General features: G+C 53.9%; 12 protein-coding genes. 7 read left to right on the forward strand and 5 right to left on the reverse strand.

All coding sequences use genetic code 11. From position 1 onward, the window contains the following. Positions 1–10: 10 nt before the first annotated feature. The 5 genes from IPH75_12960 to IPH75_12980 are packed head-to-tail and all read left to right on the forward strand — an operon-like array spanning position 11 to position 4,777. Positions 11–577, forward strand: coding sequence for a histidine phosphatase family protein (locus tag IPH75_12960; GenBank protein ID MBK7142980.1), 567 nt, complete (start codon positions 11–13; stop codon positions 575–577). Further along, positions 475–2,679, forward strand: coding sequence for a polyphosphate kinase 1 (gene ppk1 / locus IPH75_12965; GenBank protein MBK7142981.1), 2,205 nt, complete (start codon positions 475–477; stop codon positions 2,677–2,679). Before IPH75_12960 ends, ppk1 begins: the two co-directional genes overlap by 103 nt. A gap of 6 nt (positions 2,680–2,685) precedes the next feature. Beyond that, positions 2,686–3,582: an exopolyphosphatase gene (locus IPH75_12970; protein MBK7142982.1), complete on the forward strand. Its 897-nt coding sequence runs from the start codon at positions 2,686–2,688 to the stop codon at positions 3,580–3,582. After that, on the forward strand, positions 3,548–4,483 hold the full coding sequence (locus IPH75_12975) for a CHAD domain-containing protein (GenBank protein ID MBK7142983.1): 936 nt from the start codon (positions 3,548–3,550) through the stop codon (positions 4,481–4,483). The genes IPH75_12970 and IPH75_12975 overlap by 35 nt, the downstream gene beginning before the upstream one ends. Positions 4,484–4,513: 30 nt before the next feature. Then, positions 4,514–4,777 (forward strand): hypothetical protein, encoded by a 264-nt coding sequence (locus IPH75_12980; GenBank protein MBK7142984.1) that lies wholly within the window; start codon positions 4,514–4,516, stop codon positions 4,775–4,777. Position 4,778: 1 nt separating this feature from the next. On the opposite strand, the gene IPH75_12985 is transcribed toward IPH75_12980, so the two are convergent. From IPH75_12985 to IPH75_12995, 3 genes are all read right to left on the reverse strand, one after another. Further along, positions 4,779–5,786, reverse strand: a complete 1,008-nt coding sequence (locus IPH75_12985) for a hypothetical protein (protein MBK7142985.1) — start codon at positions 5,784–5,786, stop codon at positions 4,779–4,781. Between the two features lie 11 nt (positions 5,787–5,797). Beyond that, the gene (locus IPH75_12990; GenBank protein MBK7142986.1) at positions 5,798–7,042 is read right to left on the reverse strand and encodes a glycosyltransferase; all 1,245 of its coding nucleotides are present in this window, start codon (positions 7,040–7,042) and stop codon (positions 5,798–5,800) included. Between the two features lie 64 nt (positions 7,043–7,106). Next, positions 7,107–8,417 (reverse strand): glycoside hydrolase family 1 protein, encoded by a 1,311-nt coding sequence (locus IPH75_12995; protein MBK7142987.1) that lies wholly within the window; start codon positions 8,415–8,417, stop codon positions 7,107–7,109. A gap of 342 nt (positions 8,418–8,759) precedes the next feature. Between IPH75_12995 and IPH75_13000 the strand changes: the two genes are divergently transcribed. Both IPH75_13000 and IPH75_13005 read left to right on the forward strand, forming a co-directional pair. Further along, positions 8,760–9,329 carry a sigma-70 family RNA polymerase sigma factor gene (locus IPH75_13000; GenBank protein MBK7142988.1) on the forward strand — a complete coding sequence of 190 codons (570 nt, stop codon included), beginning with the start codon at positions 8,760–8,762 and terminating at the stop codon, positions 9,327–9,329. Between the two features lie 18 nt (positions 9,330–9,347). After that, positions 9,348–11,882: a serine/threonine protein kinase gene (locus IPH75_13005; protein ID MBK7142989.1), complete on the forward strand. Its 2,535-nt coding sequence runs from the start codon at positions 9,348–9,350 to the stop codon at positions 11,880–11,882. A 48-nt stretch (positions 11,883–11,930) separates the two neighbouring features. Here the strand turns inward: IPH75_13005 and IPH75_13010 are convergent, their stop codons facing one another. Both IPH75_13010 and IPH75_13015 read right to left on the reverse strand, forming a co-directional pair. Further along, a complete protein-coding gene (locus tag IPH75_13010; protein ID MBK7142990.1) occupies positions 11,931–13,772 on the reverse strand; it encodes a thiol-activated cytolysin family protein in 1,842 nt (613 codons plus the stop codon). Positions 13,773–13,836: 64 nt separating this feature from the next. Continuing rightward, positions 13,837–15,855 carry an Ig-like domain-containing protein gene (locus IPH75_13015; protein MBK7142991.1) on the reverse strand — a complete coding sequence of 673 codons (2,019 nt, stop codon included), beginning with the start codon at positions 15,853–15,855 and terminating at the stop codon, positions 13,837–13,839. Positions 15,856–16,468 lie beyond the last annotated feature (613 nt).

Here is a 16,468-nt window from a genome sequence, read left to right on the forward strand (position 1 = left end):
CAGGTAACAAATGAAAAAGAGATCAGTCCAGGCACCTGCTCCTTCACGGTTGCTTCTGCTCATTCGACATGGCAAAGCGGCACCCAAAGATATTGGATTGTCTGATTTCGAGCGTGTGCTGACCGCCGATGGCGCTACCGAGTGCCGAAACATGGCCACCCTTCTCGAGTCGCATGTAGCTGGCCTTGACCAGATACTTTCCAGCCCGGCCGATCGAGCTCTGGAAACGGCTCATCTCTTCGCGAAGGCTCTTAGCTTCCCGATCGAACAGATCGCTTTAGTGCCAGATCTCTATTCATCCCACGGAACCAAAGCGATCATTGCCAGAGTCAAACGGACCGAACCGCGCGTCAAGCTGATCGCATTAGTAGGGCATAACCCGATGATAGATGATCTGGCTGCGTTTTTCATACCCGGATTCAGTGAGTCGATCGACAAGTCCGGGGTTGTGGCCATCTCATTCGGCAAATTGCCATGGGCGGAGATCCGCAAAGGGGCAGGGAAATTGACGTTTGCTTTCGCACCGTCAGGCGATGCTCACAAGCAGGCCCGAGCCAACCGACGAGCCGTCGCGTAACCTCTTCACACCGATCAGAACAAAGCAGGTATATCGTAGTGACACAGGCCACGAACAGACGACCCACCGCCACCAAAGAGACCAGTTGGCTCGATTTCAACGGGCGTGTGCTCGAAGAAGCATCAGACCCGACAGTCCCAATCATCGAACGGCTCAAGTTCCTCGGGATCTATTCCAACAATCTCGATGAATTCTTCCGCGTGAGGGTGGCCACGCTTAACCGTCTGACCAAGACGCCGCGCAAAAAGACGATTGACCTGATCGGACACGATCCCTCCAAGACCCTCAAGCGCATTCACCGTCAGGTAATGCATCAGCAAGATCGCTTTGAAAAGATCTACAACCAGATCCTTAAGGAGTTGGCACGCCAGCATATCTTCATTACTAACGAGAAAAAGCTAACCGCGGCTCAAGCGAAATTCGTCACGGAATACTTCCATGAAGTGGTGCGGCCCAAGTTGTTCCCGATCATGATCGATCACAAGGATGAGTTTCCGGAACTACGCGATAAGCCGGTCTACCTCGCGGTCGCCCTCTCCAAACGAAATGAACGCAAGTCATCCGACTACGCGTTGATCGAACTGCCGACCGACCTCTTGCCAAGATTCGTCCTGTTGCCCAAGTCCGGCCAGAAGACTTACATCATTCTGATGGATGACATCATTCGGCACAACCTGAAGGCTATCTTCTCCCCGTTCGGCTATACCAAGTACGCTGCATATACGATCAAAGTGACCCGTGATGCCGAACTGGATATCGATGACGACATCTTTGAGAGCTACGTTCGCAAGATCCACAAGAGCCTTCGCCAGCGCAAAGAAGGACGCCCGGTCAGACTGGTTTACGATGCCGATATCCCTCGCGACATGCTGAAACTGCTGGTACAGCGGATGAAAATGAAAAAAGGGGATCCTCTTATCGCCGGATCGCGCTACCACAATTTCAAGGATTTCATGAAGTTTCCGAACATTGGCCGTCCCTCCATGCGAAACTCCAATAGTGCGCCGGTACCGCATCGCGGACTCGCGCGACACAAAAGTATGCTTGAAGCGATCTCCAAGCAGGATATGCTTCTACATTTCCCCTATCAGTCATTCGATTCCATCATCGATCTGCTGCGAGAGGCTTCGATCGACCCACATGTCACTTCCATCAAGATCACACTCTACCGAACCGCTTCAAACTCGAGCGTGGTCAATGCTTTGATGAACGCGGTCAAAAACGGCAAATCGGTGGTAGCGGTGGTCGAATTGCAGGCTCGCTTTGACGAAGAAGCCAATATTCGCTGGGCCACCGAATTGCAGGATGCCGGAGCCAAAGTAGTCTTCGGCGTACCGGGGCTGAAAGTCCATTCAAAACTCTGCCTCATTACCCGAAAGAACGGCCGCGGCCTGGAGCGGTTTGCCGTTGTGGCGACCGGCAATTTCAACGAGGATACCGCCCGCGTCTATACGGACCATTTCCTGTTGACCGCCAATCAAAAGATCACCAGTCAGGTGGCAGATGTCTTCGAGTTCCTTCAGAAGAACTACAAAGTGACCCCCTTCCGACATTTGATCGTCTCACCCTTCAATAGTCGCCGAAGACTCACTCAGTTGATTCAGACTGAGATTGATAATGCATTATCCGGCAAGGAAGCCTGGATATTGCTCAAATTGAATCACCTGGTGGATACGCCGATGATCAAAATGCTCTATAAGGCGAGTCAGGCCGGAGTCAAGATCCGCCTGATAGTCAGGGGGATGTTCACGCTTGAGCCGGGGATCAAAGGTCAGAGCGAAAATATCGAGGCGATCCGCCTGGTCGACAAATATCTGGAGCATTCTCGCGTATTATTCTTTGCCAATGGTGGTGCCGAAAAGTGCTTCATCTCGTCGGCCGACTGGATGCCGCGCAATCTGGATCGACGAGTTGAGGTTGCCTGCCCGATCCTTGATGCAAGTCTAAAACAGGAACTTCGCGATCTGCTTGAACTGCAGTGGCGCGATAACTGCAAAGCCGGTTCGCACTATGACCCGACCGCCGCTCCGCGACGAACCAAGCCCGGCAAACAGCGTGCGCAAATCCTTATCGCCGCATACCTGCGAGAGAAACATACGTAGGCAACTATGATCAAACTGGCAGCTATTGATATTGGATCCAACGCCGTACGACTCATGCTCTCCCGCGTTTACGAAAACGAAGGCGAAACGGTATACATAAAAGAATCGCTCATTCGCGTGCCGATCCGTCTCGGCGAAGATGTTTTCGCGCATCAGAAGATCACGCCGCAAAAGGCCCAGCAATTGTCAACCGTCCTCCAGGCGTTCAAACTGATCGTAGAAGCATATCGCGCCGAAGACTGCATCGCCTGCGCGACCTCTGCAATGCGCGAGGCACGCAACGGCGCCGATGTCGCCAAAGCGATAAAAAAACAGACCGGCATGCAGATAGAGATCATCGAAGGTAAACGGGAAGCTGCGATCATTTACTCCAGCCATATCAGTCGAGCCTTCCGCTCCGATGCTCCGCTTTTATATATCGATGTAGGCGGCGGCAGCACCGAAGTGACCCTCATGTCCCGTAGCCGGATCATTGAGTCTGGCTCCTTCAAGATCGGCACTGTGCGAATCCTGCAGAAAGGTCGCTCAAAGCGGGAGCTGGATCGCATCAAAGCCTGGCTCAAAGCGCAAGTAGCGCCGCATCACCCGATCGCCGCAGTCGGGACCGGCGGGAGTATTAATAACATCTTCCGGCTCTCCCGCAAAAAGGAAGGGAAACCGCTCTCCGTCAAACTTATCACCGAGATCCGGGATTATCTGGAATCATTCACCGTCGAAGAGCGCATCAAAGTACTCGGCCTGCGACCTGACCGTGCCGATGTGATAGTCGAAGCAGCCGACATCTATCTCAATGTGATGAAATGGTCGGGAGTCAAGAAAATGCATGTGCCAATCCTCGGATTGTCGGATGGCCTAATTCACGTATTGTATGAAAAAGTCAAGTCCAAGCATATCGACCTCTAAACGGTCCCGAAAGGTCACGGCAGATAAACTGCTTGGCTATTTCGACGTCAGGCATTCCGCTTTCCTCGCTGCACTTACCGCCGCGAGACAGCATTATGCCGTCGAAGGCGTACACCAGTTGCGAGTCGAAGTAAAGCGACTGCGAGCCTTCTATAAGCTGATCGAACGAATCGCGCCATCGTTTGCGGCCAAACCCAACGCCGGCCCGCTCCGCGAATTGTATCGCGCGGCCGGGACATTAAGGGATATTGATATCTTCCAGGCGATCACAGTTGCGCGACTTGACCGACTTGATCTGCGCGAGTATTTCAATCACCTGAAATCGGTCGAGCTTGAGAAACGCCAGAGATTTGATATCGTGGCGGTCAATTTTTCCGAGTCAGTCCTGACTGGGAGTTGCACCAAACTCCGTGCCGCTCTGGCGGCCCCCTCTGACGATAAAATCAGGCAACGGTTAAACAAGCGACTTCGGAAGCTCGCGGCAAAACTGTCCAAAGCATTGGAACGCAAACGGCAGGAACATTACGAACTCCATACCGTGCGGAAACTCTCCAAGACACTCCGGTACACACTTGATGTCTGGATCCTCTGCCACGGCAAGACACCATCCTCCGGTACCACCGCCGCAAAACTCAAGCAGACATACACGGCATTGGGAGAATGGCATGACCATGTTGTCGCACTCGAATCATTGAAGCTATTTCTGAAAAGTCGTTCGAATAGGAAGTTGACCTCCCCGAATGCCTATTCGACGTTCAGCACGGCTCTCCTGAAGGAGATAGAGAAGCAATTAACGTCATATGAACGCGGAAAGCAGCCGCTCATCAGATCACTGGCTGGATTAGCCAGATCGCTCGAACGGACTGCTGCAATCCAATCGAACAAAACCAAACAACACTGACGGATTATGATGATAGATCAAGGACTATGTATGAACAGAGGGAACAACAACGCAACTATCGACAACCTGCGCGCCCTGGCGCTGACGCTGGACATGCGCCTTGGAGTCGAGGCTCGCAAGCAGATTCTGGCGGGAAACGAGAAGATCACTCTGGCCACAAATGAACAGCAATGGATCGACTGGATGTCCGGAGTCAAATCGCGAATGAAGATGATCGCGGGAAGCCAGATTGCGGGCGAGGTTCTGGCGAATCAATGGTGGTCGTCACCCCTTCAGATCAACAGCGAAGAGTAGATCACGAGGCCGAACTGAGGGAAGGCTTCGGCATCGGCCAGGCCGCTCGCTTGTAACGGCAGACCGCGATTTCTCGGTTGGTGATCACCACAAAATCTGATCGCCCCTCTGTCCAGGCACCGGCATCCACAAAGATGCTCTCTCCATTGGCGAAATCCAGACTCAGATATGGTCGGTGAGTGTGCGCTATGACGCAGACGCGGGGCGGGCAGGCGAACGACTTAACCACCGATTCAAAGTAGTTGAAATGCCGGCGCGGGTACTCTGTCGCCGCCGTGATCTCCGTTCTTTCCTGATCCCCCGAGTTAATTCCGAATGCCCGATGACATTGTTCATCCCAATCACTGAACTTGCGCCGAATCTGGTGAATGCGATTTTCAACCCGCCTCAATCCACGCAACACCTTCATTGACCATCGCCAATGACGGTGATCCGGATTGGTGAAATGAAACCACCGATCCGCCGTATAACCATGTTCGAAATAGACCGAGCCATCGCTGGCGGCATACATACCGCGCCGCTTTTGTCGATACTCGGCATCATGGTTCCCGACGACAAACTTGAATTCCAGTTCATGAAAGAGCTTGATGATCTCATCGTAGATCGGGTGCGAAGCGCGAATATCTCTCACCGTTACATCCCTGCCGAATTTCGGATGCGGAAAACAGAGCTCGTACATATCACCCAGCTGCACCATACTAAGCCGATCTCCGGATTTCCGCAGCCGCTCGCGACTTGCCTCCGCGTGCACCAGAAAATCAAGCATCGGTTCCGCGCCGAATTTGAAATTGTCGAGGTTCGATGTATAGAGGAACATGTGCATGTCCGGAACCAGCACCATGACATCGGAATCCTTGAGGATCGGCCCCCACTGCGCTGGGATCCGTGTCGGAACTCCGCCGTTAGAGATGATCTCTATCCGCGGATTTCCCTGGATAAAGCCATCCTCGATCGTCAGCCCAACGCTATAGGATTGACTACGTGACTCGAAGTCGATGCATGTTTGCATGGCAGTCTGCATCAGGCCCCCGATCCCCACAGTACCAACCGTCGACCCGTATGGCGGAATCGTTGTACTGCGCGGCTGAGCCGTGATGACTCCCGGTCCACGACGAATCGCATGGACGGCTGCACCGGAGAAATGCGCGTCATCTTACCAATGCGCATCCGGTTCCCTCGCCAGGTGACATGATTCGTGAAGAACGGTCTCCACCAGACGAACGCGATCAGAATATCTTTGAGCGGAAATAGCCAGAGCGATGAAAGCGAGACCGATCCTCCAACCACTCGAACGGCCACGATATCAAGCAGCACTTTGAGCGCCGTGAAAACAGCCGCCAAAAAAAACGTCATTACCGAAGGATCGACCGCACATGCAAGTAGTACCAGCACGATCGGGTTGCTCACGATTTCGCCAGTGTAGTGCACGATATTGAGATGTCTGCGCATCAGCCCCCAGCGGAAATGGCGGGCCATGAAGTCGCGGACGCTCCACGTGTCGTTGACATTATTGATGGCGTGCATGCAAGTCGCGGTCTCAAGCCCCATCTTGCGGATTTCGCGGCCGATCAATCCATCTTCGAGCAGGAAATCGGCGAACCGCTCAAACCCTCCCATCCGGGCAATCGTTTCGCGACGCATCAGCATCGACTTTCCGATTGAAACCGGAATATTGGACAGCTTGCTTACCGCCAACGTGCTTGACGCAATGAACGAATTCAAATGCAGGTTTTCCAATTTGGCTCCGAGACGCTTGCCGCCAACGCCCCGGATAAGAGAAGTGACCAGCCCGACAGATCGGCTACGCATCTCGCCGACCAATTCCTTCAGATAACTGGATTCGACTCTGACGTTGCTGTCGCTGATCACCCAGTAGTCATGCGATGCATAGGGAGCCATATTGCAGAGATTGTTGACTTTGGGATTGTAACCGGTCCGATGTGAATCGATCACCAGTCGAGCCGGAACTTGTGGATAGACGGAGATCAGATCTCGAACGATTTCAACCGCCGGATCATCGTCATCATTCACACCAAAGATCAATTCATATCGCGGATAGTCCTGCGTGAAAAAGCTCTCCAGATTGGAACGGAGGTTTTCATCGACCCCTTTGAGTGGCTTGAAGATCGTGACAGCGGGTGTGAACAATGTACCGGCGCTAGATCGCTTCCGGCGGACCGAGAATATCAGAATAGCCAGTGCCAGAGCTGTGTAGACCAGCCCGAGCGTCGCCCCGGAGACAAGAAGCAGAGACCAGATATTCATAACAGTATCCCGCCTTTCTCAGCCATTGTAACGGCGAGAAACGAGATTTTATGTTATGGTCTGGTTAGATGTCGGAGAGTTCTTGGTGAGTGTCGATATCAGCGTAACTACTTGAAGCTATATGGTTTGCAAAGTACTCACCGCTGGGCCGGAGAGTTCGTTCTAACCCATTCTCGTAATCGACCTGAAAGAGCCCGAATCGGGCCGATTTCCCGATCAACCACTCGTAGTTGTCCATCAGTGACCAATAGTAATACCCCCGAATGTCCATCCCCTCACCCCGGAGCCGTTCGAGGAAACTGAGATGGCGTTCCAGAAACCGGACACGCACGCTGTCATCATCGGTGGCAATCCCGTTTTCGGTGATGATCAGCGGCTTCTCAGTAAACCGGAGCCACCGGCAACACTTATATAGCCCTCGCGGATAGATCTCCCAGCCCAGATCGGACAAGCCATGTTTTGATCGCGGCACAAACAGCATATCGAATGGCCTGAACGGCCGAAGTCGGAATCGGACATGCATCCGGTAGTAGTAATTGACCCCCCAGAAATCGATTCGGTTATCCAGCGAGACTGGTTCGTCATAGTTCAGAATGAGCGGCAATGAGTAGTTGAGCCGATTCGTGACAAATGCCTTTGGGATCAGGAGATTGTAGAAACGGTGCAGCCGGCGCTTCATCTCGCTGTCAAACAGATTCCCTTTTCGCGCAGCGCGAAAAGCAATCATGTTGTGGGCGATCCCAACCTGGGTCGATGGATACCGTTCCTTGATCATGTCAAATACCTGGCGGTGCGCCAGCAACATGTTCCTGAGGCCGTGCATCAGCTTTCGGAGATCCCGCTCGCCCGGTGGGAACTTTGCATCGCCATACCCGGCCAGAAGCCAGACCAACGGTTCATTGAAGGTCACCACGTGCGAAACTCGATCAAGGAGCCTGGTGCAAACGCGTTCCGCAAATCGAACAAACGTATCCTGCGAAGTCACACTGTGCCAGGGAGAGTACTCATGAAACCAGGCCGGGTGGGTGAAATGATGCAATGTCAGCATCGGGCTTATGCCCAGTTCCAGCAGATGATCGATCATCCGGGAGTACTGATCAAAGGCGGCCTCGTTGAATCTCCCCGGCTCCGGCTCCAGACGCGCCCACTCGACTGAAAAGCGATAGCTATTTAATCCTAATGACTTAAGCAGCCCGAAATCATCCCGCCAGCGATTCCAGTGATCTACCGCAATCCCGACCCGCGGGTCAAGACTGGCTGTTCGAAAACGGCCCGCCTGCTCCCATGCGGTCATGTCGTTCTCGATCCCCCCTTCAATTTGAAATGCGGAGGATGCCGCCCCCCAAAGGAACGGCTGTTTGGATTCGATTGTCATGGGGGCGAAGATACACTTTGTAGGCGCTCTGTCAAACACCCCGAGTCAATGCCAAACCCTTCAAGAATGAATGCACTTGGCGGACAGTCATGCCGCTGTTTCCTTCGCCCAGTCATAGTGCGACAACTTGCCACTCCATCTCTTCACTACCGGTATAGAGAGTCGCTGACCAAAATCAATTGGCACACGTACGACAATTCGCACTGAGTTGAAATTGGCACTGTCCAGTTGGCATGTTCTTGCGTTTCATTCGACTGGCCAGCGGAACTTTATTGTTGGAGATGATGGACTCGTATAGTACATTCTCCGAGTATCCGTATCATACCAACTGACTTGCGGGATATCGAAAACGTGACAATTCCTGCCCACATCACGCAGCTTCTGTCGTCGATTCGACAGGGAAACCAAAGAGCCGTCGACTCCTTGCTCCCTCTTGTGTACGATCGACTTCGCTCGTTGGCCAGAGCTCAATTGGCGTCTGAGCGGGCCGGACATACCCTGAACGCTACCGCCTTGGTTCACGAATCATATCTCAACCTGATCGGTCAGACCAAAATGTCCTGGGAGAGCAGAGCGCACTTCTACGCGATCGCCGCACAGGCGATGCGCCGGATCCTGATCGACTACGCTCGTCGACGTATGGCCAAAAAACGTGGCGGCCAAAGTCCGTTTGTGACTTTCGACGATTCGCTTATCGGCGGTGATCAACGCGCGGAAGAGGTCGTGGCTCTTGACGCCGCGCTGGTCAAGTTACGCGAATTGAGCGAGCGACAAAGTCAGGTAGTCGAGTACCGCTTTTTCGGCGGGCTAACCCATGAAGAGATCGCCGAGGTGCTAAGTATTTCGGTCCCCACTGTCCGGCGTGACTGGCGGATCGCCAAAGCCTGGTTAGCCAATGAACTTCGGAACTGAGAATGAAATAGAGTGACCATGCTGCCTGACCGATGGAAACGCATCCAGGAGATATTTGAGCTTGCTCTCGATGCAGCCCCGGAGGATCGCGATGCGGTCGTTCGACGTGCCTGTCAGGATGACAACGCCATGTACGCCGAAGTAATGGCGCTGTTGGCGGCCGATGCCGAGGGGCACCCGATGCTCGACCGTGAAACTCCATTCAATCTGCCCCAGGAAGATCCGCAATTGATCGGGACGCAGATCGGTTCCTATCGACTGATCGCCGCGCTTGGCGAAGGGGGGATGGGAGCAGTCTATCTGGCTGATCGCGTCGATGGACAATTCGAGCAGCGTGTCGCCATCAAAGTCGTTCAACCCTCTCTGCGCACGAAAGTCATCCTGCGCCGATTCCAGCAGGAAAGACAGATCCTCGCTCACCTTAATCACCCCAACATTGCGAGACTTCTTGACGGTGGCTTGACGCCTGATGGCCGCCCGTATTTTGTGATGGAGTATGTTGATGGTGTGCCGATCGATCAGTATTGCCAAACTCGCGGACTTTCACTGGCAGAAAAGCTACGGCTGATCCTCCAGGCATGTGAAGCGGTTGAGTTTGCGCACAGCAACCTGGTAATTCACCGGGATCTGAAACCTGCGAACATTCTGGTCGACCAGGACGGTCGAGTTAAAGTGATCGACTTTGGCATCGCCAAAGTACTGGCGGAATCCGCGGATGTCGACATGAGTGTTGATTTGACGCAAACCGGATTCCGCGCGATGACCCCACGATATGCCTCACCCGAACAGGTACGAAATCAGCCCATCACTACCGCCAGTGATGTTTATTCGCTGGGGGTTGTGCTGTACGAACTACTGACTGGCCGATATCCATATAAAACCTCGATGGATTCCGGACCCGAATTGGAACAGGCGGTTGTGACTCAGGAGCCAGAACGGCCATCCAGTGTTGTCCTTCGCCCTGCGCGAAAGGAACTTTCCCCGATCGGAGACCAGATCTCAACCAAGAAACTCCAGCGTCAGCTTCGCGGTGACCTCGACACCATCTGCATGGCCGCGTTACGCAAAGATCTGACAAGGCGGTATCAGACCGCTCGCCAATTGACAGATGACATTCGCCGCTATTTGGATGGATGGCCGATCGAGGCCCGCATGGACTCCGTCCCGTATATGGTGGGCAAGTTTGTGCGCAGACATCGACCGATCGTCTTCGCCTCAATTCTGGCAATCGTAGCCATCGCGGTGACGATCGGCTTCTATACCAATCGACTTGCCAGCGAGCGCGACAAAGCTCGTCTTGAAGCACGGAAATCCCGGGAGATCGCCAAATTCCTCACCGGCATCTTTGAAGTATCCGACCCGAATGAATCGCGCGGTACCGATGTAACCGCCAGGGAACTGCTCGATACCGCCATCACTCGACTCCGCACCGAGTTGAAAAATCAGCCGGCCGTAAAGGCGATGCTGCTTCGGCTGGCTGCTGACATTCTGTATAACCTCGGCCACATCCCCCAGTCGCGTGAGTTGGCATTCGAATCGGCCGAATTAAATCGAATCACCTTCGGGGAACACAATCTTGAGTATGCCGACAATCTGCTGCAGTTGACGCTCATCCTTGATGACGCCGGCGAACGTGACTCCGCTTTGTCCGTTGCGCGAAAAGCGTTAAGTATTGTCAGAGACATTTATCCCGATCGAGACACCAACGTGGCCAACATGCAGGTCAGTCTGGGACACGTGTACCGACATCTTGGTAACTTTGATTCTGCTGAAGTTTACTATCGAGCAGGCCTGGAGACTCAGCGTGAACTCGAGGGAGATACCGCAACCGCCGTCGGAAACACACTCAATCATCTTGGAAGACTCTACTATCAGCGCGGAGAATATGCCAAAGCCGAACCAATCGTCCGCGAGGCAATTGCCACACTCATCAATGTCTTTGGACGTGAAGACCATTTTGAAGTGATCGCTTCCAGGGGAAATCTTGGAGCTATCCTCATGGCGCAGGAGCGCTATGCCGAAGCTGAATCCGTTTTTGTACGCAATCGCGCCCTGCTCGCCAGTATGGTTGGGACCGACCACACCTATTACGGCGGAATGACCACCCAGTTGGCCAGTGCAGTGTATATGCAAGGGCGTATCGAAGAGGCACATGCGCTCTATCTTGAGGCCCTGGATCTGGCGCGAAAGTACCTGCCGGAAGAACACCAGGGATATATCTCTGTGCTTCTTGGATTGGGACGGCTTCTCACCGAACACGGGGACTTCCGCGATGCCGAGCCTTTTCTTCGACAGGCGCTGTCGATTCGACTGCGCACACTCCCGGCTGGTCACTGGCACATCGCGGGAGCCCAATCCTCGTTGGCTGATTGCCTCCGCAAGGCGAAAAGATTCGAGGAAGGTGCACCATTGGCACTTGAAGCTTACACCACTCTGATGGCAAATTTCGGATCAGACGACCCTCGCACCACTGGTGTACGAAAGAAACTCGAGTTGCTCTACAGCGATTGGGGAAAACCTATTCCTGAACTGGATTCTGTTCCTGCTTCGTGAACATACGGGCGGGCCTCCCTGGTCCCGCCCGCTTGGTTCTTCGCATCCCTATAACGCGTATTTGGTCAAAAGCGACGAAACAATCACCTCTCGCTCATCCTGAGTGACTGCGTGCGCGTATGCCCGGATCTCCGCCATCAACAGCGGATTGCCGTTCTGCGAACCAAGTCGCGCTCCCAGATATGAGATCAATGCGCTGGTCTTGCTGCCGTCCGTTCCCGCCGGAGTTGGGTCGTTGTTTACCCAGATCGACATTCCCTCACTCTGACTGAACCGGATAGTCACCACATTCCACAGATCAAGTGAGGCCGGCGAGATGGCATCCATGGTATAGTTCTGGTGCGACATCGTAAATCGGATGTTATCCCGGAAGCCCGCGGAGAGACTGGTTAACTGGCTTGTTCCGGTCCCGAAAAGAAACATTTCAGGATAGCTGATTGCTAACGCAGGAAGTCGTACCACTGCAAAGACGGTATAGTCAGATCCGGAAAATTTCACACCGGGGAACTGGAATTTCCCATCTACGGTTGTCAATCCACCGCGGAATCGCATGGCTGGGAGTTGCCCTCCCTTCAGTTGTGCCGCAAGATATTCGGCACCGTAAGCTTTGCTGGGTGGCACGGCGTTGTGCGTGGTATCTCCGAACGCATTGAGGAGTTTGCTGATATACCCGCTGTTGGCCCCGGTCCCTCGAACAAAATAGCGAGAATCATCCAGCCTATACCAAAGGATCGGATTCGGAATTGTCTCACTGATCATCACGCACTGATTGACATCATACTCGGTGGCCAGCCCGATCTTGACAATTTGTGATGGGTTCGCCAGGCTGCGTACAACATACGAAAGCGGGACGCCGGTGTTGATCATCCCGCCCTGCGCCAGAAACTGCTTGAGTGTGTTGAAATCGGTCGTGATCGCCGAGATGGCGGCCGAAGACTCGCCCCCCATGGCAAATGCCTTCACCCGAACATTCTCCAGGTCTTTCAGGTACGTCGCGTTCGCGTCAAGCGAACCACCCACCGTCGCGGCATTGAAAGATGCATCAATGGAGGCTGACATTTTCGTCAGTGAAGAAGTTGACTCAATCAATAGATAGAATATTCGTCCGTAGGTGACTGAAGAGATGAATGCGGCCGGATTCCCTGAACTGATGTATGGAGCCAGATCGGCAGGCGTGACCGTCGGATCAAAGATCTCATCGACCGAGGTCGGCAACTGATAGGCCATGGTGAAATATGATTGGACAAGGCGAACTACGTAGCGATTGTATTCTCGGTCCTGGCTGAAAGAGAGCGAAGTTCCCAATTCGCCCGTCAAATTCTCCACCCGCACGTTTAGGGAGAGCGCCAGTTGCTCGCGGGAACTGACTGATTCGTAATTGAATGAGAAACGCGCGGGGATAGTGTTGGAAGCCCTGGCGATGATATCATTCTGAGCTTCGGTGACATTGGCCAGATCCACCACCGGGATTGTTTCACTGGCCGATGGTGAGCCATTGAGGATCGTCATGACGATCGTCCCTCCGGCCCGCTTCACCGGTATCGGCGCCGGAGTCGCGCTGGTCAGACTGTTCCCCTGAAGCAAATTCCCCGGCCAGACAACTTCGGACAATGGATCGAATGTAGGGAAGTTATCCGGCGCCTCAACCACAGAATAGCGAGTCGTGGTGCAGAAGTACTGCTCGTTGTTCATGGTCTCGATGACGGTATCAGAACTGACAATTTCGTTCTTTTCCTGAACCGGAGCAAACGTCCCCCCCGCATTTATCGCGTTCTGAAACTGGCTATTGGTAGTCGGCGATTTGGTGGGGCTGTCCTTAGAGCAGCCGCCTCCCAACATCACACTCAGCAGTATCACTGCGAGTAGTGAGAGTGATTTCTTAATCTGCATGTCTCTATTCCTTTCAAACCGGAGTCGTAGGTGAACGCAACAACTCCGGCATGTATTTATTGGTTTAGTCTATCTTCTTGAATTCAGCTCGATCACCGTTGGCGCCTTCTTTGCCGCGACCATCTCCGCGTGCGCCACCAATCCCGGCGACTCCGAGCGTGAAGAAGTTATTCGTGCGAGTGGAGCTGCTGGCAGCCTCGACAATTCCAACCACCGGACCACCGCCACCGCATCCGCCATCTCCCCCGTTACCCCCCTTACCGCCGTTTCCACCACGTCCCCCCGCGCCACCATTGGCGTTGCCGGTTCCACCATTGGCACCCGAACCACCATTTTGACCAACTCCCCCTTTTCCGGAGTAGCCGCCATTACCGCCGTTACCGGTGGTGATACTGTTATTGGTAATGGTCGCCTCCGATCCGCCGCTCAGGATGATTCCGATTGAACCACCACCACCAAAACCACGGGCTCCTCCGAAACCGTATAGACCGCCAGCGCCGCCACCGCCGCCACTGCCCGAGCATGCTGCCCCTGTGCCACCGCCACCACCACCACCGCCGCCCCAGCCGTAGCCTCCGTTGTCGCCATTCAGACCATGAGCCGCCAAGTATGCCCCATTTGAGATGGAGCCAAAGCTCGTTCCGGCATTGCCGCTGAGCCCAGAATCTCCCGGATTCCCCGGCGATCCCGGCGAACCATTTGCGGCAAAGCCGCCCTTTGAGCCGCCATTCCCCCCACCATTCTCTCCATCCCAACCATTTGACCCGCCGTTTGCTCCACCGGACCGACCGCCCAATCCGCCATCGCGACCATAGCTGACGTCTCCGCCGGCCCCCCCAACTGCTCCTGAACAGATGAGTGCGAAGTAAGCCGCGGCGCCGGAATTGCCGCCATCCGCATTTCCCGTCCGATCAGTGGCATCGGTGCCGTTGCTTCCGTTCGCACCATTGCCGATCTCAAGTGCGTTCTGGTTGATAACAATGCCAAGGCTGTTGTGCAGACTGATACCCACAGAGCTCCCCGCGTTTGATGCACTATTGGCACTGCGTATGGTAAATCCCTCTATTGTCAGCTGATTGACATTAGCTCCAGTAATGGCATATTGTCCTCCCTGAATAATGGTCTCTACGGCCGCCAGATCCCTCTCCCAGCTGTCGGCTGTGAATCCACCATACATACTGACACCGTCCGCCAGGACCACAGAACCACTGTACACGCCTGCGGCGACATAAAGATCGCTCTGCGTAGATTGAGCTGCAGTCATGGCTGCCTGGATAGTTGCCTTGGGTAGGTCAAGTGTCCCGGGGTTTGCATCATTGCCGTTCTGGGAGACGAAAATCGCCTTGGACCCTTCTTCTGCAATGACAATGACAATTCGATCCGGGTCGCTCGCAGTCACGCCGTTTGAGACGACTAGATCGAAAATGACGGTGGTTACTTCAGCGGGAGCCGCAAATGACGGCTGTACTCCAGTGAGATTTCCTACCGATGGTCCCGCTACCTGAGTCCAGGCATAGGTCAGGGTGCCACCATCCGGATCGTTGCTCCCCGAACCATTGAGCGTTACGGAAGCTCCCTGGGTGACAACCTGAGTAGCACCAGCGTCAGCCGTGGGAAGGCTCGCAACGCTGAACGAAAAGTCATAGTTACTCGCGAGTGATTTCCCCTGAGTATCCGCGATTTCAGTCGTCAACGTTACGGCATACTGCACCCCTTGATTGAAGGGAGTCGAGGGAGTGAACGTCACCACCGAACCATTCACCGTCCGGATTCCCGTTGCATTGGCGACAACGAACGATGTTGCCGTCACAGTGGAAGGATCAACTGCTCTATTGAAAGTAACGGCGATAGAGCTACTCGGCGCCACAGAAGCGCCTCCAGTTGGTGTACTCGAAACGACTTCAAGCGGTGGATCCGGGATTGGACCCGTGCCACTCGGTGAACTCTCTTTGCTGCAACCGCCCACAAAAGCGAGCATAATCGCCAAAGCGAGCAGGCAGATTCCGACCCGCACCGGAAGGCTTTCCCGAAAGAGCGTCTTCTGGGTTTGGGATGATTGACATTTGGCTAGCCGGGAAAACATGGCTACCTCCTTCTGATTACAGATTGACAGTGTTAATTCTCGCTGTCAGTAATCGCGTAAAAGGGGAGCCAAAGTGATAACCACTCTTTTCAGTTTTTCCAGATATTTTTCGTTTGCAAGGTGATACAGGAATGGGCGAATTCTCTGGTGGCGCGTAATCGTTTATTCAGCAAAACCTTACACAACTCGACCAGGGCCGCCTGGAGGGGTTTCGCTAGACTGGTGACTTTCTACGCCGCATTCTCCTTCACTTTGTCGCAGAATGCGTCACGCTTCCTGCCATTTTGGGCCAACCCGATGTCTCAAGGTTCTAGTTTGGACTTTTATTCAGCAATAGGCAAGTGCCCTACCCACCGATGATCTCCTACCTGAGCCTACACTGAAATGACGCGAACATCCTGGCGGCAGCTCTCAGTTTGACTAACTTCCCAGTTCTCCTCAAAAGATCTCAAAGAAAGTCGCTTCGCCGGAAAATAAGAATGGACAGTCCACTCTGCGTTAAGTTATATTGGAATTGCACCCACGGTTTTTCGATTCTGACTCCCCCGAATAGTGGGGGGGGTGGAATGTCGCAGCAACCTAGCCGCAACGTCCCTCGGAAGAGGAGGTTGAT

It is taken from the genome of bacterium (genome assembly GCA_016708025.1).
Classification (GTDB): Bacteria; Zixibacteria; MSB-5A5; order GN15; family FEB-12; genus FEB-12.